Consider the following 25151-nt stretch of genomic DNA (forward strand, 5'->3'; position numbering starts at 1 on the left):
TTTTGTTCTCTGTTGTCTCTCCGGCGTAATCCTGCCCCCACCCCCCCCCACGGCCCCCCGCCCCGACCAACACACCCCACCCCCCCCGGGGCCCGCCGCCCCCCCCCCCCCCCCTTCGTTTTCGCAGGCTTCGAAATCAGTCCTTTTCGAAGATGCGTGCCTTGGCGACGACGCCAGCGATTGCGCCGCCGATCAGCGGCGCAACGATGAACAGCCAGAGCTGGCTGAGGGCTGCGGCACCGGTAAACAGCGCCGGGCCGATCGAACGCGCCGGATTGAGCGAGGTGCCGGTCACCGGGATCATTGCGAAGTGCAGTCCGGCCAGCGTCAGGCCGATGACCAGGCCGGCGAACGCCGTCGAGTGCTTCTCGGCGGTGACGCCGAGGATGACGGTGACGAAGGTGAAGGTGCCGATCAGCTCCCACAGGAAGGCCGAACTCGTCCCCCATTTCGCCACGTCCCAGCCATTGGCGCCGAAACCGGTGGTGTGCCCGCCGGTCTGGCCGGAGACGATGATCCACAGCGCCAGCGAGGCCAGAATGGCGCCGATGATCTGCGCGATCCAGTAAGGAATCACACCCTTGGCCGGCAGCCGGCCGGCAAGGAAGACGCCGAGCGTGACGGCCGGGTTGAGATGTGCGCCTGAGATGGGACCCACCGCGTAAGCCGCCGCAATCAGGCCGATGCCGAACGCCAGGCCGATGGCTTCCTGGCCCAGCGGCAAGTCGGCGAGAAAGCCACCCGTCGCCACCGACGCCGTGCCGATAAACACCAATAGAAATGTCCCTAGAACTTCCGCAAGATACGTTTTCATTGCCCTCTCCTCGTATCGATCCGTCGGTCCGCTTTTCCGCGCCGCGAATCATGGCGCAAAGAGTATTCCCAACGCAAAAGCTTGGAAAGCAGAGCAATTGCGCCACAGATCGTGCTTACGGCGGCCAGTTACCAACATTAGAGATCTTGCATATATTTGAGATTTGTTATCGCCGGCGGGCGGACATTTGCCGGCGGGGAAAATCGTCGGCCGCGAGCGGAAGGCCTCGTCGCCGCGAAATTCAAGCGGGGTTCAATCTCGACGCGAAACGCTCTAAGAGCAGGCCGAAGGATACTGTGCTCGATAGGTGGAATGACGAATGCGACTGGGCGGACGGCTGGCGGCAGCCATTGAAGTGCTGGACGACATTGGCCGGCGCCACCGGCCGGTGGCCGATGCGCTGAAAGATTGGGGCCTGTCGCATCGCTTTGCCGGCGGCGGCGACCGCGCGGCGATCGGCAACATCGTCTACGACGCGCTGCGCCACAAACGTTCCGCCGGCTGGCTTTTGGGTGAAGACACGCCCCGCGCCATCGGCTTCGGCGCGCTGCTCATCGAATGGGGCCAGACGCCGCAATCGCTTAACGATGCGCTCCAGGGTGACAAGTTCGCGCCGCCGCTGCTCAGCGCCGCCGAGTTGCAGGCGCTGGCCGAGCGCCGGCCTGAAGACGCGCCGGAGGCGGTGCGGGCGGACGTACCCGACTGGTGCGCGCCGTTGTTCGAACGAGCCTTTGGCGCAGACTGGGTTGCGGAAGGGGCGGCTTTGGCGACCCGCCCGCCGCTCGACATCAGGGTCAACACGCTGCAGTCCGACCGCGCCAAAGTGCTGGCGGAACTCGCCGACACCGGCGCCAAACCGGCTGCTATTGCGCCGCAAGGCATTCGCATCCCGCCCATCGACGGCGACGGCCGGCACCCCAACGTACAGGCCGAGCCGGCTTTCCAAAAGGGCTGGTTCGAGGTTCAGGACGAGGGTTCGCAGATCGTTGCAACCCTTGCCGGCGCGCAAGCCGGGATGCAGGTGCTCGATTTCTGCGCCGGCGCCGGCGGCAAGACGCTGGCGCTATCTGCGGCGATGGCCAACAAAGGCCAGGTCTTCGCCCATGATGCCGAAAAGGCGCGGCTGGCGCCGATCTTCGACCGCATCCGCCGTTCGGAAAACCGCAACGTCCAGGTTGTCACCAAGCCGGCTGAGCTCAGCCCCCTCGCAGGCCACATGGACATCGTGCTGGTCGATGCGCCCTGCACCGGCAGCGGCACCTGGCGGCGCCGTCCAGACGCCAAATGGCGGCTGACGCAAAGACAGCTCGATGCCCGCAAGGGCGAGCAGTCGGCGATCCTCGATGCGGCGAATGCCTATGTCAAACCGGGCGGCCTGCTGGTCTACATCACCTGTTCGGTGTTCGACGAGGAGAATGGCGAGCAGGTCGCCGCCTTTCGCGAACGGCACAAGGGCTTCGTCCCGGTCGATCATCGCGCGCTCTGGGATGCCAGCTTCCCCGGTCACGCAGCGGCCGCCCGGATCGGCAAGACAAGCGATATCTCGCTGTCGCCGGCTCTGAGCGGCACCGACGGGTTCCATTTCTGTGCGCTGCGTCGGGCGAATTGACGCTGCGATTGACAGGCTGACATAGCGCCAGTTGCAGATGCGCGGCGTCGGCCGCCAGACGGGGTAGAATTCTTGCAAAGATATGTGTCGCTTCTGCTTTTCCTCCTTCTGGTGCTCGGCGGCGGCCTGTTGATCGGCTATGCGACGCTGCCGGGTGAATGGTATGCCTCGCTCGCCAAGCCGCCCTTCAACCCGCCCAACTGGGTCTTCGCGCCGGCCTGGACGCTCCTCTATGTGCTGATCGCCGTGGCCGGCTGGCGGACATGGGAGCGGGAACGAGCAGCCGCCGCGATGAAGATCTGGGCCCTCCAGCTTGTTCTGAACTTCGCGTGGTCGCCGACTTTCTTCGGCGCCAAACAGATGGGGCCGGCACTGGTCGTGATCCTGGCTCTTCTCGCCAGCATTGCGCTGTTCATAGCCACGGTGTGGAACCGCGACCGGGTTTCCGGCTGGCTGTTTGCGCCCTATGCCGCGTGGGTAGCCTTCGCCACCTTGCTCAACGCGTCGCTGCTCCTGTTGAACTGAGTGCTTTGCTGCAGTGCAGCAAAAGCATTTGCGTGGCGTTCAGGCGTCTGCGATAAGCTTTGCAGATAAATCAGGGCGATGGCCATGGCAGCAAAGATCGTACCCGCACCCGATTATGAGGACCGCGTCAGGGCGTCGTTCGCGCGCCAGCAGGCGATGGCGACCATCGGCGCCGAACTGACGCTTGTGACGCCGGGCATCATCGAGATCGAAATGCCCTATTCGGCCGCACTCACGCAGCAGCATGGTTTCCTGCATGCCGGCGTGATTTCGACCGCACTGGACTCGGCTTGCGGCTACGCCGCGTTCTCGCTGATGCCGGAAAATTCCGGCGTGCTGACCATCGAGTTCAAGGTCAACCTCCTGGCGCCCGGCCGGGGCGAACGCTTCCTGTTCCGCGGCTCGGTGACCAAGCCCGGCCGCACCATCATCGTCGCCGACGGCCAGGCCTACGCCTTTGCCGCCGATGGCGAGGCCAAGCTGATCGCGACCATGACCGGCACGATGATGACGGTGGTTGGCCGTGACGGGATAGCAGGCTGATGGCCAAAATTACGCGAATTGGTGGCAAGGACGTCCTCTTCGTCATGGCGGCGCAGGCCGAGTACGGTCCGCATCTGCAAAAACTGTTCACGCCGCTGATGACGGGCGTCGGCCCGGTAGAGGCAGGTGTGCGGCTCGGCGCCGAACTGTCATGGCTGAAATCCGAGAAGGCGTTGCCCGATCTCGTCGTCTCGCTCGGCTCCGCCGGCAGCCGCACACTAGAGCAGACGGAAATCTACCAGGCGGTCTCGGTCAGCTATCGCGACATCGACGCTTCGCCGCTAGGCTTCGAAAAAGGCGCGACGCCGTTCCTCGACCTGCCGGTGACCGTCCCGCTATCATTCAGGATACCGGGCATGAAAGAAGCCAGCCTGTCGACCGGCGGCGCCATCATCACCGGCGCCGCCTACGACGCCATCGCCGCCGATATGGTCGACATGGAAACCTTCGCCTGCCTGCGCGCCTGCCAGTTGTTCGATATCCCGCTTATCGGCCTGCGCGGCATTTCAGACGGTGCAGCCGATCTGCGCCACGTTGGAGACTGGACCGAATATCTGCATGTCATCGACGAGAAGCTGGCGGATGCGGTCGTGCGCCTCGAACAGGCCATCGGCTCCGGCACGCTACACAAGGAGCAGCCTGGGCAAGAGCCGGCAGCGCTCTGAAAGTCGGGCTACGCACCCCATTGCGCCGACTCGTTTCTTTCTCTAAAGGCTCGCCATGACGACAGCCAATCATCCCGATACAGTCCTGATTGTCGATTTCGGCAGTCAGTTTACGCAGCTCATCGCCCGCCGCATCCGCGAGGCCGGCGTGTTTTCCGAGATCGTGCCGTTTCAATCGGCCGAAGCTGCCTTCAAGCGTATCAATCCAAAAGCCGTGATCCTGTCGGGCGGTCCCGCCTCGACATCGGACATCGGCAGCCCGCGCGCTCCGCAGATCGTCTTCGATGCCGGCGTGCCGGTGCTCGGTATCTGCTACGGCCAGATGGCCATGTGCGTGCAGATGGGCGGCGTCGCCGAAAGCTCGAACCATCGCGAATTCGGCCGCGCCTTCGTCGAGATCGAAAAGGACAGCCCGCTGTTCGAGGGCCTGTGGGCGCCCGGCCAGCGTCACCAGGTGTGGATGAGCCATGGCGACCGCGTCATCTCGCTGCCCAAGGGGTTCGAAGTCTTCGGCAAGTCGGAAGGCTCGCCCTTCGCCATCTTCGGCAATGTCGCGCGCAAGATGTACGGCATCATGTTCCACCCCGAAGTGGTGCATACGCCGGATGGCGCCAGGCTGCTGAGAAACTTCGTGCACAACATCGCCGGCATCGAAGGCGACTGGACGATGCGCGCCTATCGTGAGCACGCGGTCGAGACCATTCGCAAACAGGTCGGCAGGGGCAAGGTGATCTGCGCGCTGTCGGGCGGCGTGGATTCATCGGTCGCTGCCTTGCTGATCCACGAAGCGGTAGGCGACCAGCTGACCTGCATTCTTGTCGACCATGGCCTTATGCGCAAGGACGAGGCGGCCGGCGTCGTGGCGATGTTCCGCCAGCACTACAATCTGCCGCTGATCCTGGTCGACGCGTCGGAAAAATTCATCTCGGCGCTGGAAGGCGAGTCCGACCCCGAGAAGAAGCGCAAGACCATCGGCCGGCTGTTCATCGAAGTGTTCGAGGAAGAGGCCAAGAAACTCGGCGGCGCCGATTTCCTGGCGCAAGGCACGCTCTATCCCGACGTCATCGAGAGCGTCTCCTTCACCGGCGGCCCGTCGGTGACCATCAAGTCGCACCACAATGTCGGCGGCCTGCCGGCGCGCATGAACATGCAGCTGGTCGAGCCGCTGCGCGAACTGTTCAAGGACGAGGTGAGGGCACTGGGCAAGGAACTCGGCCTGCCCGAAAGTTTTATTGGCCGCCATCCGTTCCCTGGACCAGGCCTTGCCATCCGCTGCCCCGGCGGTATCACCCGCGAAAAGCTCGAAATCCTGCGCGAGGCCGACGCCATCTATCTCGACGAGATCCGCAAGGCCGGCCTCTACGACGCCATCTGGCAGGCTTTCGCCGTGCTGCTTCCGGTGCAGACCGTCGGTGTGATGGGCGACGGCCGCACCTACGAATTCGTCTGCGCCCTGCGCGCCGTGACGTCCGTCGACGGCATGACCGCCGACTTCTACCACTACGACATGGCTTTCCTCGGCGCGGCGGCCACCCGCATCATCAACGAAGTCCGCGGCATCAACCGCGTCGTCTACGACGTGACGTCAAAGCCGCCAGGCACCATCGAGTGGGAATGATTCAGGCCCACTCAAACGCCGCCGAAAACACGCCATTGTACGCCATAACTATTTGACAACACATATAAACCCATTCGGCGACAATCGGTGCGCAGAGATTGGATTGACGGACCGGCTGACGGACCTTCCGCATATTGCTAGCTCAGATTTTTCGAAGTACCGTCAGATCCAATGAGGCTCTGACGGTACTTTTTTATGCCTTAAGGAATTGAAGATAAAACAAAATTTCTGCCGAAGAGCCTCGAAATTGTACTGACGGTACTTTTCAGACGGATGCCGCCCTTAAGGCGCTGAAACCAAAAGAGAAAATCTATAGGATTGCAGACCGTGACGGCATGTATGTCCGCGCGATGCCCAGTGGTGCGATCTGGTTCGGCTGGACTACAGGCTCAACGGACGCCAGGAGACGGTCTATCTTGGCAGGTATGGACGGGACGGAATCTCGCTTGCCTCAGCCGGGAGAAGTGTCTCGACGCGAAGCGCGCTATTGGCGAGGGACGGTCGCCGGCGATAGAAAAGCAGCGCGACAAGCGCCGAGTTGTCACCCCGATTTCCGGCCGACTTCAGCGCCGAAATGGCTACCAAACCAAAGCGATGCCCGGGCCTTCAAGGCCTCTTCTTATTCCGGCCAAGCCGGCCCGGAGCGCCGCATTCACTCACATCCCTTGAACCTGAGTGCAGAGTTGCCGCATCGAAGCCATTTGAGCAGCCGAGTTCGCGCCCGAACCCGTGCTGGTGCTGGCGGTCGTATCGCCAGCTGTATTCGAGGATCCCGACGTGCCGGTGGTTGTACCCGAACCAGTGCTGTTGCTGGCCGTGGTGTTACTGCCGGTCGAACCAGAGCTGCCTGAAGTGCCGGTGGCTGTGCCAGAGCCGGTGCCGATACTCGCCGTTGTATCACTGCCGGTCGAAGCCGAGCTACCTGACGTGCCGGTCATTGTGCCAGAGCCAGTGCCGTTACTGGCCGTCATCCTCGAGCAGTCGGAGCGAACCTGTGCCTGCTGTTCAGAGCTCAGGGACGACCAGTTCTTGCGGATCTCATCCTGCGACAGAAGTCTTCCCGAATTGGCGTCGCTGAAGAATGAGCCGGAGAGCTTGCTGTCCCAGCCGCTCGGGATACCGCTTTGGCCGGAGCCGGACGTAGAGCTCATACTGGACCCGGCCGATGAGCCGGACGTTCCGTTCGTGCCGCTGGATGTTCCCGACGACTGCGCCAAGGCCGCGGTGGCGAGACAGAGAGAGATCGCTGTAGCTGTCAAAATCTTACGTTTCATGTGAGTCTCCTTTGGGGTTCGACGCCGTTGCGGCGTCGAATCCTAATCCCGAGGAAAGGCACTTGTTCCTGTAAAGAGTGGAATTCGATGTCATGATCCTTGTGCACCAGCCTTGGCCTCGAATGCGATGCCGGAGCGCTTCAACGACGACTGACGCCTCAGGCGAGAGCTGTCCGCTACTGGGTGTTAGAGGCGATATGCGGAACGCTTCCCGAATAGTTGGGTGCCACCATCGGGTAATTGCGAGGCAGGTTCAATTTGGTTCGGTAATCGTCCGGATTCATGCCCAGTCGGCCAAGGTGCGAACTGCGTCGGGTCTCGGTTAGAGACAGGAGGGTGGCCTTTGCCGCGGCGTATAGCTCGACATGCGGAGCTCGTCTCGACCGCGCACACTCAATATGTTTTACGATGACGCCGCCAGATGTCATATGAGCGAATGCCTTTCCGGCGAAATAAATTGCTCCCAGCAGGTCGACGCTCAGCACCTTCAGCCAGCCCGCTCTAGTGAATGCCTCAATAGTTAAAGATTATCAGGCCGGCGCGTTGTTGACGATTATTGCCAACCTGCCGAACGCGTGAGCGCAAGTCGACAGCACCGTGATAGCGGCCTCCCCGGCGCGCCCCTTGTCGAACCGATGCGCGCCTTCTCGACCTTGCCTCCACCCACGTCGGCTCACCCGTGCACCTTCGGTGCCCAACCGCATGGCGATGGCCAGTCCAATGCCGCTTGCAGCACCGGTTACAATGCAATCTTGTTATCCAGGCGCATCGGGTTCGACCTCTTTCTGGGGAGCAGCAAGTGGTTCAGTCCAGCCTTCAGCGACCCGATCCACGCTCAGCAGGCTGCGCGCATAATCCTGTTGCGCGCGAACAATGGCATCGTCTTGCTGTGAGGGAAGAAAGACCGGCAAAGCAAGGCAGACACTTTGTGTGGCCAACAGCTTGTTCCAGTTCGCGATCAGCGCCTTGAAAGCGCGCCCCACCGCCCTCGGATTTCGGTCGAGGTCATAGAGGCCGAGCGGATTGATCCGTCCGTTGTTCTCCCGAAGCGCACTGTCCCAGTCCACCTGATCCGTCAGCGAGTACCAGGTGAAACCTACGATGGGGATGCCATCGTTGCGGATCCGCAGCACGTTGGCCCACTCTTTCCACAGCCAATAGACGGCCTCGTCTCCATTGGGGCCTTCGCTGATGTTGGTCTCCGTATGCATTACGGGAAGCCGGTAGCGGTTGAAGTACTGCCGCGTGATCTCGTCATAGCCAAACACCTCGCCGGACCCGGACGTCGTTCCGTCTGCCCAAACCCGATGTTCGTTGGTCTGGTAATAGTCGGTGCCCATCACGCAATGCCTGCGCAGATGGCTTTCCAGGAAGAAACTGTATTCTTCGGCCGTCATCCCGTTTTCGAGAAGATAGCGATAGGTGTGCGCGTCGACGTCATGACCGTAGTTGAGGTCAAGCGACAGGAAACGCTCGCTGTTGAACCGTTCCGCTCTGCCGACCGCCTCGGGAGAATCGGCGTGGAAGTATTCCGAGGATTCGCTCTGAATGAAGATGGCGTCCGGCCGCACCTCGAGAATCGCCCGCATGGCAAGCACGTTCGCCTTCACGATGTGCTTGAGGGCGGTGACGAAAGCAGTGTCGCTGCTCAGTTGTTCGTTCCACCATCCCCAGCGGGCCGAAAAGGTGGCGCAGATGAACATCTCATTTATTGGGGTGAAGAGCTGGATCCACGGATAGCGCATCGCGAAATCCCTGGCGTAGTGCTCGAATAGTGTCGGAAAGTCCGGGTTCTGGAAGTTGCCAATCCAGTCCGGCACGCCAAAATGGCAAAGGTCGACGATCGGAAGAATGTCTTTCGCCTTCAGGTCCGCGAAGGTCTCATCGGCGAATGCCCAATCATAACGTCCGTCACCCAGCCATGTTTTGTGGATGGGAGGTCCGTAGCGGAGGAAATGCACCCCGAGATCCTGGACCAGTTCGAAGTCGGTGCGCCATCGTTCGTAGAAGCGGCATTTTTCCATTTCGTCGACGCGCTCCCGGCCTTGTCGAATGGTGGGGGTGCTGTTCTCGATGCCGGTGGCAAACATGAACGTGAACATTGATGGTCCTTAGCCAAGGCGGAGATGCCCGCGCTTGGTCAAACGTTCAGTGCTCGACGCAGTTCCTGCAAGACTGCTTGTCAAGTTCGGTGGGCGCCTGACAACCACGTGCCTGCAAGTGCTATTCACAGTCGGTTGACCGTTCGTTGCGAAAGGCAACGGCACATGGCGGAAAAGCCTTCGAACCGGCTTTTTGCCAAAGCCGGAGAATGGCTGGTCGAGAAGGTTCAGCGGCGATTTCTCCAGCCTCACCCGGCCATTCGGAAAGATGGCGCTACGCTCGTGATTGTGAGCAGGGGCCACCCAGGCATAGGCGGGTCGAGATTGGCGGAATTCTATCCCACGGTTCAAGCGAGCAGCTTGCGCCGAATATGATCGGACCATGCTGGACGGAGAGGTCGGCTTCGGGCCAGCCCAGTTGGCGTCAAACGGGTCTTTGCGAGTTAAGGCGGTATGGTAGTTATCCACGTTTGCAAACTGCAAACGGACGTTCCGCTGCCGGACCCATTTGAGCCATTCACTAGGAGGCAGACCCGCGATACATCACCGGTATTCTCGAAGCCAATAGTTGGTCTCGTTCATCGTCCTTTGGTTCGACAGACCCATACGAGAGATACGAGAGATATGGACCGGCGAACCATCCGCTGTATTGATCTCCTGTAGAAAACAGTGACCCTCAGAGACTAGCATGATCGTTATTTGTCAATGCGTTACGAAGCTGTTCGCCCAATTGATTCAAGAAGCTGATCCAGCCATTCGCTGACCGCATTTATCTTCTGCCGAACAGCAGCAACGCGCCTGAATCCTGCCTCCGGATCAATGTTCGCGTACGCAAAAACCGCCGCTCGCGAACATACATTGACAGGTCCAGTTCCGAATAATAAGTTCGGTCATAGAACGAATTAACCGGAGTTCAATGTGACTGACCTGCCGCGCATATCCCGTCAGTTCTCACAGCGCTCCGTGATGGAAGCGATCGTCCAGGGCGGGCCGATCTCCCGCGCCTCGATCGCCAAGCTGACGGGCCTGTCGAAGCAGACCATCTCCGAAATCATGCGCGGGCTCGAGCAGGAGGGCTGGGTCCAGGAAACCGGCCGCACCAGCGGCCATGTCGGGCGCACCGCCGTTACCTACGAACTGGTCCACGACGCAGCCTATATCATCGCCGTCGACCTTGGCGGTACCAAGGTGCGGGTCGCGCTGACCGACCTTGCCTGCCAGATCTTTGCCGAAGCCGCCACACCGACCGATCCGCGCGGCGGCCAGTTCGTCGTCGATCAGATTGCAGCGCTGGCCTTCGATGCCGCGGCCAGACAGCACGTCGCGCGCAAGAAGATACGCCTGGCCGTCATCGGCGCGCCTGGCGCTCCTGACCCGGCCACCGGCCGCATTTTAATGGCGCCGAACATTGCCGGCTTCGACACAATGAATGTGCTGGATGCCTTCGAAGAAGCGCTCGGCGTCGCGGTGATGATCGAGAACGACGTCAATCTCGCGGTGCTTGGCGAGAACTGGCTCGGCCAAGGCCAGGGCATCGACAATCTCGCCTACATCGCGCTCGGCACCGGCATCGGCAGCGGGCTGATGCTGGGCGGCCATCTGGTGCGGGGTGCTGGGCACGCCGCCGGCGAGATCGGTTTCATGCCGATCGGGGCCGATCCCTTCACCGAGGAATCACTGCGCACCGGCGCATTCGAACGCGCGGTGGCCACCCACGCCATGACCGATCGCTACCACGCTCTCACCGGCAGGCAGGTCTCGGTGCCGGCAATATTCGAGAATGCCGCGCTTGGCGACAAGGACGCGCTCACCGTGCTCGACGAAACTGCCCGCCATCTGGCGCAAGGCGTTGCGGCAATCGCGGCAATCGCCAATCCAGAAAAGTTTATCCTCGGCGGCTCGATTGGGTTGAGGCCCGAAATCCTGTCCAGGGTGCAGGCGCTTCTGCCGCTATGCTTCCCCTATCCGGTCAGGGTCGAGGCGAGCGAACTCGGCGCACGCGCAGCCCTCATTGGCGCGGCGGCAATCGGCCTTGGCCAGTTGCACAACACGCTGTTCGGCGTCGACGCGCCTGATGGCCGGATTTCGCTGCCGCCTGCCCAGGCCGCCGCGCTGAAGGAGGCCGCGATATGACTCGCAATATTACCGCCCGCCTGCAGGCAGCGCTCGACCGCGACGACGCACTAACGCTGTTTCGCGGCGCCATCGGCCGAGAGAGCATCACCGGCAACGAAGCCAACTTCGTCGACTTCCTAGAAGCCAGGATGCGCGACCTTGACCTCAGCGGCCTGACCAGGACGGAATTCCTTCCCGGGCGGCCCAACATCTGGGGCGAGCGCAAGGGGGCCGACCAGGGAAAGCACCTGCTGTTCATCGGCCATACCGACACCGTCCATGTCGACGGCTGGCGCGAGCATTGGGCAGGCACCGAGCGTGAGGATCCGTTCGCCGCCCCGATCATTGATGGTGCTGTCTGGGGCCGAGGCTCCGGCGACCTCAAGGCCGGCATCACTGCTTCGCTTGCGGCACTCGCGCTACTCGACAAGGCCGGCGTTCGCCTCAAGGGCGACGTCGCCTTTGCTTTCATCGGCGACGAGGAGAGCGGCCAGCCCGGCACCGGCATTTCCGCCGGGATCAAGCACTTCGTCGGACGCATCGAGGCCGGCGAGGTCACAGCACCCGATTTCAGCGTCTATGTCGAGCCGACCCGCCTGGCCGTCTATGCGGCGCAGATCGGCTTCTTCATCACCGATATCTCGATTACCGGCAAATCCGCCTATTTCGGTGTGCCAGAACTCGGCAAGGATGCGCTCCGTGCAAGCCATGCCGCGATGACGGCGCTTTGGAAGCATTCGGATGAGGTCGCCGCGCGCGCCGAGCACAAACTGGTCGGGCGCGGCTTCCTGCTTATCACCGGGCTTGCCGGCGGCGGCTACATTGCCGTCCCCGAGCGCTGCACGCTCTCGCTGATCCGTAAGCTGTTGCCTGGCGAAGACCTCGACACCGCCGCCGCCGAGATCGAGGCTGCCGTGCGCGGCGCGATCACCGATCCGGATATTTCGGTAGAGTTCGCCTACCCCGCCGGCCGCGACCACAGGCTGGGCGGCACCGCTGCCGAGATCGGCGAAACGCGGGCGGAAGTCGCCATGCTGTCCGACGCGATGGCCGGCGCAATGAGCGGACGCGGCGTCATCGAGGGCGCACCATTCTGGTCGGAGTCCCCCTTCTTCATCAATCAGCTCGGTATTCCTGCCGTCTATTGCGCGCCCGGCGACATCAGGAATTGCCACACATTCGAGGAGCACGTCGATGTCGAGGAATTTTTCGCCGGCATAGTCGGCTTCGCCGCCTTCATGGCCCGCTACTGCGGCGTGGCCGACTGAAATACCAACGAAGCAAATGGGAGAACTGACATGCCGATGAAGACACTGATCGCCGCCGCCTTTGCCGGCGGATTGATCCTTGCCGCCAACCCAGCTTTCGCACAGACGGTCGGCCCGCAGGGCGAGAGCGCCACGCCGAGTGCCGACGTGATCCTAAGCGATGCCGACATCGCCGCGCTCAAGGACAAGGGCTACAAGGCTGCCTTGCTCTGGCACACCTCGTCCGATTTCACCAATGCGGTAACCGCCGGCGCCACCGACGAATTCGCCCGCGCCGGCATCACCATTGCGGTCAAAACGGATGCCCAGTTCGACTCCGCCCGCCAGCGCAGCGACATCGAGACGGCGTTGGCCGCCAAGCCCAACGTCATCTTGGCGCTGCCGCTCGACCCGGTCACCTCGGCAGAAGCCTTCCGCCAGGCGGTCAAGGACGGCACCAAGCTGGTGTTCCTGTCCAACTTGCCCAAGGACTACAAGCAGGGCACCGATTACGCTTCGATCGTGACTGACGATCTATTCCAGATGGGCAAGCAGGCTGCGGACGCGATGGCCAAGGCGATCGGCGGCAAGGGCAAGGTCGGCTACATTTTCCACGACGCTGCCTACTACGTCACCAACCAGCGCGACCAAGCCTTCAAGACCACCATCGAGAAGGTCTATCCCGACATCAAGATCGTCGCCGAACAGGGCATATCCGACCCGGCCCGCGCCGAGGAACTGGCCAACGCGATGCTTTTGCAGCATCCCGATCTCGACGGCATCTACGTGACCTGGGCCGAGCCGGCCGACGGCGTGCTGTCGGCGCTACGCGGCGCCGGCAACGCCAGGACCAAGATCGTCACGCTCGACCTCGCCGAGCCGGTCGCGCTCGACATGGTCAAGGGCGGCAATGTCGCAGCCCTCGTCGCCGACAAGGCCTATGAACTCGGCCGCGCCATGGCTGCCTCCGGCATGAAGTCGCTGCTTGGCCAGCCGACACCAGCCTTCGTCGTCGCCCCGGCCCTGACCGTCACCAAGGAGAATGTCGCGCAGGGCTGGAAGGACTCGCTCAACCGCGACGCGCCGCAGCCGGTGCTCGACGCGGCCAAGTAAGGCTCTCGCTCCGGCGCGGCCCGCCGCACCGGAGCTTTTCTTCGACACAACAAAAAGGGAACCGGGACATGCGCAAAGCATCTGTAATCATAACGACAGTGGCGAGCCTGCTAGCCATGCACGCCTTCGCCGCTGAAGGCGTCACCACAGGACCGAATGGTGAAAAGCCGGTGCCGGCGAGCAGTCTTACGCTGACGCCAGCCGAAGAGCAGCAGATCAAGGACGGCAAGTTCACCGCCGCCCTCGTCTGGCACGAGATGAGCGAATACACCAACGCCGTCAACGCCGGCGCCCATGACGAATTCAAGCGCCTCGGCATCGAGGTGGTGGCGCAGACCGATGCCGGTTTCGACGCCGCGCGACAGAAGGCCGATATCGAGACGGTGATGGCCAAAAAGCCGTCGATCATCCTGTCGCTTCCCGTCGATCCGGCGACTGCAGCTTCGGTCTACGATCCGGCACGCCAGGCCGGCGTCAAGCTCGGCTTCGTCGACAATTCCCCGGCCGGCTACAAGCAGGGCAGTGACTATGTCACCATCGTCTCCGACGATCTCTTTCAGATGGGCAACAAGGCCGGCATCGCCATGGCCGAGGCGCTCGGCAAGAAAGGCAAGGTCGGCTACATCTTCCACGATGCCGACTTCTACGTCACCAACCAGCGCGACCAGGCCTTCAAGAAGACCATCGAGCAGGACTATCCCGATATGAAGATCGAGGCCGAGGCCGGCATGGCCGACCCGGCGCGCAGCGAAGACATCGCCCAGGCGATGATCACCCAGCATCCGGACCTGGACGGCATCTATGTCACCTGGGCCGAACCGGCGCTGAGCGTGCTTTCGGCCTTGCGCGGTGCCGGCAACACACACACCAAGATTGTCACGCTCGACCTCAACGAGCCTGCCGCGCTCGACATGGTCAAGGGCGGCAACATCGCGGCCCTCGTCGCCGACGAGGCCTACAGCATCGGCGTGACGCTGGCGCGCGCCTCGGCAGGTTCGCTGGTCGGCAAGAAGGCCGAACCATTCTATGCCGTAGATTCCATCGCCGTCACCAAGGACACGGTGAAGGACGGTTGGAAGAAGTCCCTCAACAGGGACGTACCGGCGGCCATCGCGGACGCGATGAGATAGGCTCGAGGCGAAGCGCTCACCACCGGAGGGATAAATGTCCAGTGCCAACACCAGTGCCGGTGGCAGCTTCGCCAGCCGCTTCAACCTGCAGCAATACGTCGTCTACCTCGGTTTCCTGGCGATCTTCCTGTTCTTCGCCATTGTGCTGAGGGACAGCGGCTTCCTCACCGTCCGAAACTTATCGAACATCGTGTTGCAGACGACGCCGGTGACGATCATGGCCATCGGCCTGGTCTTCGTCATGTCGGCCGGCGAAATAGATTTGTCGATCGGCTCGATCGTGGCGGTGGCGGCCCTTGCAGCCGCCGTCACCTTCAACGCGTACGGCATGCCGGCAGGGATAGTCGCCGGCCTCGGCGCCGGCCTGCTGATCGGCGTCATCAACGGCGTGCTGGTGGCGTATGTCAGGCTGCCCTCCTTCCTGGTGACGCTGGCGACGCTCGGCCTGTTCGCCGGCGTTTCGCGTTCGATGACAGACCTTCGCTCGATCTCGGTGACCAACGAAGCGTTCACCGGCTTCTTCGGTTCCGGCTCGCTGCTCGGTGTCCCCTCACTCGTCTGGTGGTCGGTGATTGCCGTGGCCATCGGCCACCTGGTGTTCCGCGAAACCCGTTTCGGCGCGCATGTGCTGGCGACCGGCGACAATGCCCGCGCCGCAAGCGTATCGGGCATCAGCGTGCCCAGGATCAGGCTCGCCGTGCTGACCATCAGCGGCGGGCTCGCCGGTCTTGCCGGCTTGCTCTATGCCGGTCGCCTGCAGGCGGCGAAATATACTCTCGGCGAAACCGACCTGATGACGGTCATCGCCGCCGTCATCGTCGGCGGCACGCTGCTCAATGGCGGCAAGGGCTCCGTGGTCGGCGCGCTGGTCGGCTCGTTGATGATGGGCATGCTCAACAACGGCCTGATCCTGATGGGCCTGTCGGTCTCCGACCAGATGATCGTGCGCGGCCTCATCATCCTGACCGCAGTCGCCGTGTCGCTGCGCGAAAAGAACCGCTGAAGGAAGCCATCCATGTTTCTCGACATTTTGCGCCGCCGCAACCCCGCCTTCATCGAATCAGCTATCCGGTTGCACCAGCAAGGTAAGCTGCCGGCCAATGCTTATGTGCTCGATCTCGACACGGTTGAGGCCAATGCGCGGGTTCTCAAGAGCGAGGCCAACCGCAACGGCCTGAAGATCTTCGCCATGACCAAGCAGGTCGGCCGCTCCTCGTCGTTCTGCCGGGCTGTGATGCGCGGCGGCATTGACCGCGCGGTCGCCGTCGACATGGCTTGCGCCCGCGCCACCCACAAGGCAGGCATGAAGCTTGGCCATCTCGGCCATCTCCAGCAGGTCGCAAAATTCGAAGCGGCGGCTGCGGCGAAAACCTTCAAGCCGGACTACTGGACCGTGTTCAATGATACCAAGGCTGGGGAAGCGGCAACAGGCGCCAAGGCGGCCGGCTATGTGCAGCATCTGCTGGCCCGCATCGCCGCCGAAGGCGATATCTTCTATCGCGGCCATGAAGGCGGTTTCAATGCCGCCGACATTATCGATGTCGCCGACCGGCTGGATGCCGTCGAAGGCGGCCGTTTCGCCGGCATCACCACTTTCCCTGCTCTGCTGTTCGACCATGCTTCGCGAAAAGTGCTGCCGACCCCCAATCTGGCGACGCTCGCGAAAGCTGCGGAAGCGCTGGCTAAGGCAGGCCGCAAGGACATTGAGATCAACGCGCCGGGCACCACGTCGAGCGTTATGCTGGCGGCACTCGCCGAGGCCGGCGCGACGCAGTGCGAGCCCGGCAATGGACTACATGGCACCACCGCGCTGCATGTCATGGAAGATTTGCCGGAGCTGCCGGCGGTGCTCTATCTCGCCGAGGTCTCGCATCTCTCCGGCGGCAAGGCCTATTGCCTTGGCGGCGGCTTCTACATCGATCCGATCTTCCCCGACTACGACGTCAAGGCGATCGTCTCGGCTGAACCGACAACGGCAGGCTCGGCACTGCGCAGCGTCGAGGTGCCGCCGCCCTCGGCGATCGACTATTACGCCATGATCGATGCCGCCGGCGCGAACGCGCCGAAGCCTGGCGACAGCGCCGTGTTCGGCTTCCGTGGCCAGGCCTTCGTCACCCGCGCCCATATTGTCGGCGTGTCGGGCATTTCGACGGACAATCCGAAAGTGGAAACCATCGAGAACGGCTTCGGTGAACCCTATGCCTGGCCAGTCTAGGAGAAACACATGACGGTGAGCGCGCCCATCCTTCAGCTGCACGACATTCGCAAGAATTTCGGCGGCATCACCGCGATCGAGAGTTTTTCGCTCGAGGTTTTCCCGGGCGAGATCGTTGCACTCGTCGGCGACAACGGCGCCGGAAAGTCGACGCTGGTCAAGATCGTCTCGGGGGTCCACCCGCCCTCGTCCGGCACCATCGTCATCGAAGGAAAACCGGTGACGATGTCGAATGCCACCATGGGGCGCGCGCACGGCATCGAGGTCGTCTACCAGGACCTGGCGCTGGCCGACCAGCAGACGGTCTACATGAACATGTTCCTCGGCCGCGAGCCGCTGAACCGCCTCGGTTTGCTCGACCGCCGCCGCATGATCGACGAGACCGAGAAACTGGTGAAGGAACTGGACGTGCGCATCCCCTCCGCCCACGCCACTATCCGCGATCTCTCCGGCGGCCAGCGCCAGGGCGTTGCGATCGCGCGCGCCACGCATTGGGCAAGCAAGCTGATCCTGCTGGATGAGCCGACGGCGGCGCTGGGCGTTGCCGAAACCGCCCGGGTGGAGGCTATCGTCCAGTCGCTGAAGCAGCGCAATGTCGGCATCCTGATCATCAGCCACAGCCTCGACCAGGTCTTCAAGCTCTCCGACCGCATCTGTGTTCTCAGGCGTGGCAAGCAGATTGGAATTCGCGAGACCGCGAAGACCGATAAGAACGAGATCATTGCCATGATCACCGGCCTGCAGCAGCAATAGCAGGAACCTCTCTGAGAGCCCCCGCCCGAGATCCGGATGTTGTCGGCAATCACGCGATCGATCAGCTTGTGCCGCGTGGTGATCGCCATCGGCCCGTCCTGGTCGTAGCTGCCTTGCCACTCCGGATGCGGCGCCAGCAGCGCTGGCACATACATCGTGTCGGCCGAAATCATGCGCTGTTCCTTGCCGTAGTTTGCGAGGTAGACCGAGTGGCCGGGCGTGTGGCCGGCGCAGCGATGATCTGGAAGCCGGGCGCGACTTCGGCGCCGTCATGGATGCTGCTGGAACTGCTGCGTCTGGTGAAGCTGCCTGCATCGCCTGAATTTCTCCAGGCGTATCCGCACCAGCTTTCTGGCGGCCAACAGCAGCGCGTTGGCATCGCTGTCCCAGTCTCGATTTGATAGGACCTATGCAATGTATGGCGGCGCCGACATCACCGTGCCGCCCGGCGGAGTCAAGCTGTCCGGTTTCGGTCGCGACAAGTCGCTGCATGCGCTGGACAGATACACCGTCTCAAAACAGCCTGGATTTCTCTCGGCTGCCCGTTTTTCGCTAAGCGCTGCCGAGGATGGAATCGGCGCAGCGGTCGGCGATCATGATCACCGGCGCGTTGGTTTTGCCGCTGATGAGACGCGGCATGATCGAGGCGTCGCAGATGCGTAGGCGCGGCACGCCGCGCACGCGCAATTGCGGGTCGACCACCGCCTGGTCATCGCTGCCCATCCGGCAGGTGCCGCAGGGGTGATAGACCGTTTTGGCGTGTTCGAGGATGTGGTCTGTTATGGACTGATCGGAAAGGTCGGCGGCCCCGCCCAGCGACAGCTCCTCGGCGATCACCGCCTGCAGGGCCGGCTGACGCAGGATGGTGCGGGCGATCTTCATGCCGGCGAGCAGCAGGGCAACACCAAGATGCGACGGCAGGCTTTCCCTACGAAACCCGCTTCGAGGATCTGGAATATCTCACCACCGGTCGCACCGATCTGGTTTCGGTTCTTACCAACAATGCCTACCTCCATTCCCATTCCTCATTCTTTTGTCTTCCTGCTTGTCCTGGCGGCGGTGATGTTGGTCGTTCTGCACCGTACCGCCTTCGGACTATACCTCTACGCCGTCGGCAAAAATGAAGAGGCCGCGCGGTTTTCGGGAATCCGTACCGGCCGGGTTATCATCTGCGCCTATGTGATCTGCGCCGGCTGACGGCGCTGTCATCCATCTTTCTCGCAATGTACACACGCTCGATCCTGCCAAGCTCGCACGGCAATTTCTACGAGCTCTACGCGATCGCCGCCGCCGTCCTTGGAGGGTTCTCGTTGCGGGGCGGGGAAGGCTCAATCATTGGTGTGGTGCTTGGAACGATCTTGCTGCAGGTGCTTCAGAACCTTGTCAATCTTCTAGGCATTCCCTCCTCACTCAACTTTGCCGTGAGTGGATCGGTGATCCTGATCGGGGTACTGGCCGACCAGGAATACACAGAGTTTCGAAAGCGCCGCGAATTGATGCGGGGCCGGCTCGCAACCGCCGAAGGTAGGCTGTGATGCCCGAGCCGGTGAAATAGATTGTTCACGGCAGTTGCGATCGCCGACCGGTTGGCTGCTTGCGCCCGGGGGGCAGCCGAAGGCCGGGATCTAAAACGCCGCAATATTGCCTCTCAAGCGGCTCCTGCTTCGAAGGCAGTCGCCGCAATGTCGATGCAGTCGGCTCATGATGTGCCGAGTTTCGATCTCGCATGGCGATGTAACTTATGCGATCAGCCCGTACTGCCGTGCCTTGTTGCGCAAGAACGGCAGACCGTTGCCCATTACAACCGCTTCACTCTCGGCCACCGGACGCCACACGCTGAGGCCAAACGCCAGACGCGGATCCATGTTGATGAAGCTCTCCATCGCGAGCCCGCCCTTGAAGCCGATCGCGGCCAGCGTTGCGAACGTCTCATCCCAATTGCAATTGCCCTCGCCTGGGGTGCCGCGATCAGACTCGGAGAGGTGGATATATTTGAGGTAATCGCGGGCGACGATAATACCGTTGCCCATACCTTTCTCCTCTATGTTCATGTGATAGGTATCAAGGTGCACGAACATATTGTCGGCGCCGACTCTCTCGATTAGTGCCACCGCCTGAGCCGCGGTGTTGATGATGTGGTTCTCGTAGCGGTTCACGGCTTCAACACCGAGTTCGATGCCGCGAGACTTGGCTTGCGCGGCGGCGGACGTCATCACTTTTGCAATGTTATCAAGTTCGTCCTGCGTAGGTGGCACGCCAGTACGCTCGCCGATGCCGCCATAGATTACGCCGCATAGCGCCTGGGCTCCGATGTCGGCCGTCTTGTCGATAGCCACCTTGAGAAAGTCAATCGCCTCCTGTGGGTGGCGCGATGCCCACGCATATTCGGGCAACCCTAGCGAGCACACCGCCTGCATGCCATTTGCCGCCAGCAGCTTGCGGGTGTGATCGGCATCGCAAGAAAATGGATCGGCCAGCGAAATTTCAATGAAATCGAGATCGTATTTTTTCACCGCCGCTACAGTGTGCTCGGCGCCCTCTACGGACCAACCACTCGTCCACATGCTCGTATGAACGCCAAAACCCTTCATCGTGTTATCCTCATGAAATTGAGCTGCCCGGCAGCCCACCGCAAGATCATGACGCCGATCAGCATGATGCCCCAAATGGCTGTGGCCAGGTGCTGGCTGGCGCCCAAGAGATTCAGTCCCGAAGAAAGCAACTGCAAAACGATGAGGGCTAGGAAGACCGAAACGACCTTGCCGAAGCCGCCAAACGGATTCACCCCGCCCAAAAAGCAGGCAAGCACCGTAATCAGCACATAGGACTCGCCATGGCCGACACGGACGGAATTGAATCGTGCCATCATGATAATGCCGGCCAACGCACACATGGCGCCAGACAGCGCGTAGATCAGAATGATCACGCGTCGCGTCGAGATGCCGGAATAGCGCGTCGCCTCGATGTTGGAGCCGACCATATAGTTTGAAAAGCCAAGCCTGGTTCGGGTCATCAAAACATGCCAGACGATGACTGCGCCGAGCAGTATCAGCAGCGGGACAGGAATGCCGACGATGCTGCCGTGGCCCAGGGGCTGGATGAATTCGGGAAAGCCCGAAATATCGGCGCCGCGGGTCAGAAACTCGCCAAGGCCGCGCAGGAAAATCATCACCGAGAGCGAAACGAGGATGGGGTGCGCGCCGGTATAGGCTATCACCGGGCCCATGACCAAGCCGCTTGCCGTGCCAACGCCGACCGCAAGAACGGAACCGAGTAGAAAGGCATAGATGCTTGCGTCCGGTCCTCCGTTGGCCTGAAGAACCCAGGCGAGCGTGAGGCCACAGAGATTGGCCGTGAACGTCACGGCGAGATTGATGCCGCCCGAGATGATCGGCATCAACATCGCGAGCGTAAGCAGTCCAAGTTCAGGCAACTGGAAGGCCACCGATTCAAAGGTAGCTTTGGACAGGAATCGCGGCGAGAGAGATCCGAAGAATGCAATCACCAAAATCAATGCCAGCAAAAGTCCGATATTCTCGGCGCCCAACGTGCCGGCAAGACGGCGCAAGAATCCGTGCCGTAGCGCTCCAGTTTCGAGCACGCGCTGCGTCATGTACCCATCCTCTGCCGCAAGCCCGCGAGGATATGCCCGAGCGGCGCGTTGGACAGCGTGATGGCAATCAAGATGATCGCCCCGACGATCATCTTGAAAGCATAGGGAGAGATGCCGAGGAGGTTCAGCCCGTTTTGCGTCACCGACACAAGAAACACGCCAAGGATGCAACCGAGCACGGTGCCGCGCCCGCCACCCAGCCTGGCACCGCCAAGGACAACAGCTGCCAGCACGTCCAGCTCGCGCCCCACCAATGCGTTGGGCACGATTTCCTGGGAATAGTGCACCTGCACAAGTCCCGCGATCCCGGCCATCAAACCAAGCCAGCCGAAGGCAATGAAGTGCATCGCCGCGATGTTGATACCGAGGCGACGGGCGCCCTCCGGGTTATCGCCAAAAGCGTATAGCTGCCGTCCCGTGGTGGTATACCGGATAAGCCCCCAGGTGGCGGCGACGCAGACCGCCATGATCGCAACCGGCAGTGTTAGCTCGGCCCAATTGCCATTCGCCTGTTGGAACTCGAAAAGCACAGTGCGATGCGTCCACCATGCAGGCAGATTGTAGATCGATACACCGTGCGTGAAGAACATCAGAAGGCCGAAAAAAATATTGAAGGTGGCGATGGTGACAACGATTGAAATGATCTGGAAATAGTAGATGAGGCCGGCGTTCACCGCACCCAGGGCGATCCCGACAATTGCCGCCAAGGTGAGGCCGATGAACCAATCACCACCTCCCATTTGGGCTAGAGCCAGCGCCACAACGTATTGAACCACTGACGCGGCCACAGCGAAGGAGATGTCGATGCCCCCAGCGATCAACACCACCAGCAGCCCAACCGCGAAGATCAGATTTGTCGAGCTTGTGTTGAGCAGATTGAAGAGATTGGCAATGGTGAAGAATTTGTCGCTCGCAACGGAGAGACCTGCGCTCATGATGAGAAGAACCACAACGAGCCATGTCTCGGTGGGATGAGCCCGGAAGAGCTTGCCGCGGTTACGCATAGACGGCAGCTTCCAGGTCGCCGAGCGGGATGGCGTGCGGATCGTATTCGGCGACTATCTTGCCCGCAGCCATATGAAGGATACGATCGGCGTTGAAATAGACCTCCGGCACTTCATCGGATATCAGCAGAATCGCCAGGCCTTCGGCAGCGAGCTTGGCGACAATCTCGAAGATGCCGGCCCGCGCGCCAACGTCCACCCCCACGGTTGGCGAATCAAGAATGATCAGTTTCAGGCCGACCGCCAGCCATTTGGCGATGGCCACCCTTTGCTGGTTGCCGCCCGAGAGCGTGGAAATCGCATCGGTCTGCCGCCCGACTTTTATCGCCAATTCCTCGATCCAATGATTGACGAGCGCGTCCTTCTTCTCCGAGGAGATCAGCCCTCGATCAAGGATCTTGTCGAGCACCGGGATAACGGCGTTGTCGGCGATGGACTGAGCTTGTATGAGACCAAGGGACAAGCGGTCTTCGGAGAGATATCCAATACCCGCGCGGATTGCGTCGCGGTTGGAGTTCAGATGAAGAACCGTCCCGTTGAGTGCGATGCTGCCGCGGTCTGGGCGCAGCATGCCGAAAATAGAAAGCGCGAGTTCTGTGCGACCGGCGCCGAGTAGCCCGGTCAGGCCAAGCGTTTCACCTCGCCGTATTGTCAGCGAAACGTCGTCATAGTCGCCTGCGCGGGTCAATCGATCGATCTTCAACACGACGGGTGATCCACTAAGGTTTCTCGTGCTCACGGTTTGGTCGAACGTCTTGCCGGTCATCAGTTCGGTGAGGCGTGATTGGGTCATTCCGGCGGTCGGGAACACCCCAACGACCTTACCGTCGCGCAGAACGGTGACGCGACTTGAGATCTCCAGAACTTCCGCAAGGCGATGGCTGACGAAGACGATGGCCATGCCTTCATTCGAGAGTGTTCGAACGATCGCGAGCAACCGGTCTGTTTCCGATTGAGTAAGCGACGATGTGGGCTCGTCCATGAAAATAACCTTCGCATCGCCGGCGAGCGCCCGGGCGATGGCGACGATCTGACGTTGGGCGATTGCAAAGCTACGCAGAGGCGCGTCGACATCGAGGTCGGCGCCAAGCCGCGCCAACAGCCCTCGCGCCACCTCGCGAATGCGCGAATGATCGACGAGCCGAGGCATGTTGCCGAGGACAGTTCTGATCCCGATATTTTCCGCGACTGTCATTTCAGGAAACAGTGCGAGGTCCTGCCAGATGACTTCCACCCCGGCGCTGCGCGCCGCAGCCGGCGACATGATGTCGACAGACTTTCCGGCGATCGACATGTTTGCGCCGGCTAGCGGCTGACAAACGCCGGTGATTACCTTGATCAGGGTGCTCTTGCCGCTGCCGTTCTCACCGGCGATGCATTGCACTTCACCCGGGAGAACCTCGAAGGCGACATCCTGGAGGGCTCTAACGCCACCAAATGTGACGCTTATGTTGCTAAACGACAGAACCGATGGGAGGTCCTGCGTCGTAGACGCGACGAGGTTCACGGCGGGCCCTTCTGAAATGACTAGGATGGGGCGTGCCGGGATTGATTTGCCACCCCGGCACGCCAGCCATGGTCCGCCATCTAAAGCCCTAGGGCTGCAAGACCATCGACCGTTTCGACCGTGATAGGCTGCACAGCGTCCACGATGATGGTGCCGGTTTTGAAGTCAGGGTGAACGACACCCAGACCTTCGATCGTCATGCCGTCGGTAATTTCACCGCCGCCCGCCAGAAAATCAGCCATCGTTACGAATACTTTGCCCGCTTCCAGAGGATTCCACATATAGCCGCCGTCAATAATGCCGGATTTGAGCATTGCGCTGCCTTGGCTAGGCGAGAATGAACCGACAAGAACCACCTTGTCACCAAGCTTCTGCTCCTCGATCGCGCGTCCGGCGCCGATCGGTCCCTGACTGCCGAACGTCAGGAAGCCGCCGAGGTCAGGATTGGCGGCAAGCACATCCAGAGCCGTCTTTCGGCTGTCATCGGCGCTCTCGGCGACGCCATATCTGTCGCCAACCATCTGCATGTCGGGAAAGTTCTTCTTCAGGTAGGCGATTGCAGCATCGGCCCAGGCATTGTGTGCGGGCACAGTAAGAGAACCTACGTACACAACGTACTTGCCTTTGCCGCCCATTTTCTCGGCAAATAGCTTGGCATGGGCCTCACCGAAACCAACGGCCGAGACCATTTCGAAGTCCCAATCAGCGTTCACCTGGTCTGGCGATTCATGGGTTATGACCTTGATGCCCGTGTCGCGCGCCTTTTTTAGAACCGGCTCGAGAACGTTTGCATCATTCGGCACGACGCCAATTACGCTGACGCCCTGAGCTATCAGGTCTTCGATCGCGCGGACCTGAAGTGCCGGGTCGGCGCTGGTCGGCCCGACCATGAAGCCGTCGTCGCCAAGCTCTTTCGACTTTTCCTTTATTCCCGTTTCCATGGCATTGAACCAGGGAATGCCGCCGATCTTCACGACAACTCCAACCTTGACGTCCTTTGCCAGCGCAGCATTCATTGTGGCGACCGAAAGGGCTGCGCCGAACGCTGCCGCGAGTATAGTTTTTGCTAACATTTAATTCCTCCCTGATTGACGAGTTTTTCAGTTGCCTATTGCCCATGTCGGCTTTGTTTGGCCCACCCCTTTGTGCCCGACGGCATTGACGCACTCGGCGCCGCATTCCCCCCAGAACGCGCCATAAAAGACTTTGAATGCCGGCCGGTCAAGGTGCTAAATAGATTTAGCAAGGCGGTCACGCCACCAGCGTCTAAAAACATTTCTCGATTGATGTAAACGATCCGCCCT

General features: G+C 61.4%; 24 protein-coding genes and 4 pseudogenes. 17 read left to right on the plus strand and 11 right to left on the minus strand.

Annotated elements, in window-relative coordinates; genetic code table 11:
* Nucleotides 1-136: 136 nt before the first annotated feature.
* Nucleotides 137-814, minus strand: coding sequence for an MIP family channel protein (locus tag NKI96_RS20115; RefSeq protein ID WP_023686840.1), 678 nt, complete (start codon nucleotides 812-814; stop codon nucleotides 137-139).
* A 319-nt stretch (nucleotides 815-1133) separates the two neighbouring features.
* Between NKI96_RS20115 and NKI96_RS20120 the strand changes: the two genes are divergently transcribed.
* The 7 genes and pseudogenes from NKI96_RS20120 to NKI96_RS20150 all read left to right on the plus strand — a co-directional run bounded on the left by NKI96_RS20120 (nucleotide 1134) and on the right by NKI96_RS20150 (nucleotide 7052).
* A complete protein-coding gene (locus NKI96_RS20120; RefSeq protein ID WP_352805772.1) occupies nucleotides 1134-2423 on the plus strand; it encodes an RsmB/NOP family class I SAM-dependent RNA methyltransferase in 1290 nt (429 codons plus the stop codon).
* Nucleotides 2424-2495: 72 nt separating this feature from the next.
* Nucleotides 2496-2948: a TspO/MBR family protein gene (locus tag NKI96_RS20125; protein ID WP_023704461.1), complete on the plus strand. Its 453-nt coding sequence runs from the start codon at nucleotides 2496-2498 to the stop codon at nucleotides 2946-2948.
* An 84-nt stretch (nucleotides 2949-3032) separates the two neighbouring features.
* Nucleotides 3033-3491: a PaaI family thioesterase gene (locus NKI96_RS20130; RefSeq protein WP_023686843.1), complete on the plus strand. Its 459-nt coding sequence runs from the start codon at nucleotides 3033-3035 to the stop codon at nucleotides 3489-3491.
* Nucleotides 3491-4156 carry a 5'-methylthioadenosine/S-adenosylhomocysteine nucleosidase gene (locus NKI96_RS20135; RefSeq protein WP_023807579.1) on the plus strand — a complete coding sequence of 222 codons (666 nt, stop codon included), beginning with the start codon at nucleotides 3491-3493 and terminating at the stop codon, nucleotides 4154-4156. The genes NKI96_RS20130 and NKI96_RS20135 overlap by 1 nt, the downstream gene beginning before the upstream one ends.
* A 55-nt stretch (nucleotides 4157-4211) precedes the next feature.
* Nucleotides 4212-5774, plus strand: coding sequence for a glutamine-hydrolyzing GMP synthase (gene guaA, locus NKI96_RS20140; protein WP_023692332.1), 1563 nt, complete (start codon nucleotides 4212-4214; stop codon nucleotides 5772-5774).
* 224 nt (nucleotides 5775-5998) lie between these two features.
* Nucleotides 5999-6314: pseudogene (locus NKI96_RS20145) on the plus strand (Arm DNA-binding domain-containing protein); the annotation flags it as partial.
* A gap of 189 nt (nucleotides 6315-6503) precedes the next feature.
* Nucleotides 6504-7052, plus strand: a complete 549-nt coding sequence (locus tag NKI96_RS20150; RefSeq protein ID WP_023667727.1) for a hypothetical protein — start codon at nucleotides 6504-6506, stop codon at nucleotides 7050-7052.
* 172 nt (nucleotides 7053-7224) lie between these two features.
* On the opposite strand, the gene NKI96_RS20155 is transcribed toward NKI96_RS20150, so the two are convergent.
* The 3 genes from NKI96_RS20155 to NKI96_RS20165 are packed head-to-tail and all read right to left on the minus strand — an operon-like array spanning nucleotide 7225 to nucleotide 9150.
* On the minus strand, nucleotides 7225-7566 hold the full coding sequence (locus tag NKI96_RS20155; protein WP_352805890.1) for an SDR family oxidoreductase: 342 nt from the start codon (nucleotides 7564-7566) through the stop codon (nucleotides 7225-7227).
* 12 nt (nucleotides 7567-7578) lie between these two features.
* The gene (locus NKI96_RS20160) at nucleotides 7579-7794 is read right to left on the minus strand and encodes a hypothetical protein (RefSeq protein ID WP_502900283.1); all 216 of its coding nucleotides are present in this window, start codon (nucleotides 7792-7794) and stop codon (nucleotides 7579-7581) included.
* Between the two features lie 9 nt (nucleotides 7795-7803).
* The gene (locus tag NKI96_RS20165) at nucleotides 7804-9150 is read right to left on the minus strand and encodes a family 1 glycosylhydrolase (protein WP_023667728.1); all 1347 of its coding nucleotides are present in this window, start codon (nucleotides 9148-9150) and stop codon (nucleotides 7804-7806) included.
* Between the two features lie 918 nt (nucleotides 9151-10068).
* On the opposite strand from NKI96_RS20165, the gene NKI96_RS20170 reads away from it, so the two are divergent.
* The 7 genes from NKI96_RS20170 to NKI96_RS20200 all read left to right on the plus strand — a co-directional run bounded on the left by NKI96_RS20170 (nucleotide 10069) and on the right by NKI96_RS20200 (nucleotide 17723).
* Nucleotides 10069-11283, plus strand: coding sequence for an ROK family transcriptional regulator (locus tag NKI96_RS20170; protein WP_023681814.1), 1215 nt, complete (start codon nucleotides 10069-10071; stop codon nucleotides 11281-11283).
* A complete protein-coding gene (locus tag NKI96_RS20175) occupies nucleotides 11280-12533 on the plus strand; it encodes a M20 family metallopeptidase (RefSeq protein WP_352805777.1) in 1254 nt (417 codons plus the stop codon). Before NKI96_RS20170 ends, NKI96_RS20175 begins: the two co-directional genes overlap by 4 nt.
* Nucleotides 12534-12563: 30 nt before the next feature.
* Complete coding sequence (locus NKI96_RS20180) at nucleotides 12564-13625, plus strand: substrate-binding domain-containing protein (protein WP_352805780.1); 1062 nt, start codon at nucleotides 12564-12566, stop codon at nucleotides 13623-13625.
* A gap of 68 nt (nucleotides 13626-13693) precedes the next feature.
* Nucleotides 13694-14755 (plus strand): substrate-binding domain-containing protein, encoded by a 1062-nt coding sequence (locus NKI96_RS20185; protein ID WP_352805782.1) that lies wholly within the window; start codon nucleotides 13694-13696, stop codon nucleotides 14753-14755.
* 34 nt (nucleotides 14756-14789) lie between these two features.
* Nucleotides 14790-15758, plus strand: coding sequence for an ABC transporter permease (locus NKI96_RS20190; RefSeq protein ID WP_352805784.1), 969 nt, complete (start codon nucleotides 14790-14792; stop codon nucleotides 15756-15758).
* A 12-nt stretch (nucleotides 15759-15770) separates the two neighbouring features.
* Complete coding sequence (locus NKI96_RS20195; RefSeq protein ID WP_023818638.1) at nucleotides 15771-16970, plus strand: alanine racemase; 1200 nt, start codon at nucleotides 15771-15773, stop codon at nucleotides 16968-16970.
* Nucleotides 16971-16979: 9 nt separating this feature from the next.
* Nucleotides 16980-17723 carry an ATP-binding cassette domain-containing protein gene (locus NKI96_RS20200; RefSeq protein WP_023686849.1) on the plus strand — a complete coding sequence of 248 codons (744 nt, stop codon included), beginning with the start codon at nucleotides 16980-16982 and terminating at the stop codon, nucleotides 17721-17723.
* Between the two features lie 23 nt (nucleotides 17724-17746).
* Here NKI96_RS20200 and NKI96_RS20205 read toward each other — a convergent pair.
* Nucleotides 17747-18000: pseudogene (locus NKI96_RS20205) on the minus strand (MBL fold metallo-hydrolase); the annotation flags it as partial.
* On the opposite strand from NKI96_RS20205, the gene NKI96_RS20210 reads away from it, so the two are divergent.
* Entirely contained in the window at nucleotides 17960-18124 is a 165-nt protein-coding gene (locus NKI96_RS20210) for a hypothetical protein (RefSeq protein ID WP_155922419.1), read from the plus strand. The pseudogene NKI96_RS20205 and the gene NKI96_RS20210 overlap by 41 nt on opposite strands.
* Nucleotides 18125-18140: 16 nt before the next feature.
* Nucleotides 18141-18259, plus strand: a pseudogene (locus NKI96_RS32525) (aldehyde dehydrogenase family protein); the annotation flags it as partial.
* A gap of 16 nt (nucleotides 18260-18275) precedes the next feature.
* Here NKI96_RS32525 and NKI96_RS20215 read toward each other — a convergent pair.
* Nucleotides 18276-18605: a GMC oxidoreductase gene (locus NKI96_RS20215; protein ID WP_352805786.1), complete on the minus strand. Its 330-nt coding sequence runs from the start codon at nucleotides 18603-18605 to the stop codon at nucleotides 18276-18278.
* On the opposite strand from NKI96_RS20215, the pseudogene NKI96_RS20220 reads away from it, so the two are divergent.
* Nucleotides 18590-19258, plus strand: a pseudogene (locus NKI96_RS20220) (ABC transporter permease); the annotation flags it as partial. The gene NKI96_RS20215 and the pseudogene NKI96_RS20220 sit on opposite strands and share 16 nt — an antisense overlap.
* 204 nt (nucleotides 19259-19462) lie before the next feature.
* Here the strand turns inward: NKI96_RS20220 and NKI96_RS20225 are convergent.
* The 5 genes from NKI96_RS20225 to NKI96_RS20245 all read right to left on the minus strand — a co-directional run bounded on the left by NKI96_RS20225 (nucleotide 19463) and on the right by NKI96_RS20245 (nucleotide 24920).
* The gene (locus NKI96_RS20225) at nucleotides 19463-20314 is read right to left on the minus strand and encodes a sugar phosphate isomerase/epimerase family protein (protein WP_023704358.1); all 852 of its coding nucleotides are present in this window, start codon (nucleotides 20312-20314) and stop codon (nucleotides 19463-19465) included.
* Nucleotides 20311-21336 (minus strand): ABC transporter permease, encoded by a 1026-nt coding sequence (locus NKI96_RS20230; RefSeq protein ID WP_023667740.1) that lies wholly within the window; start codon nucleotides 21334-21336, stop codon nucleotides 20311-20313. The genes NKI96_RS20225 and NKI96_RS20230 overlap by 4 nt, the downstream gene beginning before the upstream one ends.
* Nucleotides 21333-22340 carry an ABC transporter permease gene (locus NKI96_RS20235; RefSeq protein ID WP_023681803.1) on the minus strand — a complete coding sequence of 336 codons (1008 nt, stop codon included), beginning with the start codon at nucleotides 22338-22340 and terminating at the stop codon, nucleotides 21333-21335. The genes NKI96_RS20230 and NKI96_RS20235 overlap by 4 nt, the downstream gene beginning before the upstream one ends.
* Nucleotides 22333-23847 carry a sugar ABC transporter ATP-binding protein gene (locus NKI96_RS20240; protein ID WP_023704356.1) on the minus strand — a complete coding sequence of 505 codons (1515 nt, stop codon included), beginning with the start codon at nucleotides 23845-23847 and terminating at the stop codon, nucleotides 22333-22335. Before NKI96_RS20240 ends, NKI96_RS20235 begins: the two co-directional genes overlap by 8 nt.
* Nucleotides 23848-23927: 80 nt before the next feature.
* A complete protein-coding gene (locus tag NKI96_RS20245; protein ID WP_023704355.1) occupies nucleotides 23928-24920 on the minus strand; it encodes a substrate-binding domain-containing protein in 993 nt (330 codons plus the stop codon).
* Nucleotides 24921-25151 lie beyond the last annotated feature (231 nt).

It is taken from the genome of Mesorhizobium sp. M0292 (genome assembly GCF_040321695.1).
GTDB lineage: Bacteria > Pseudomonadota > Alphaproteobacteria > Rhizobiales > Rhizobiaceae > Mesorhizobium.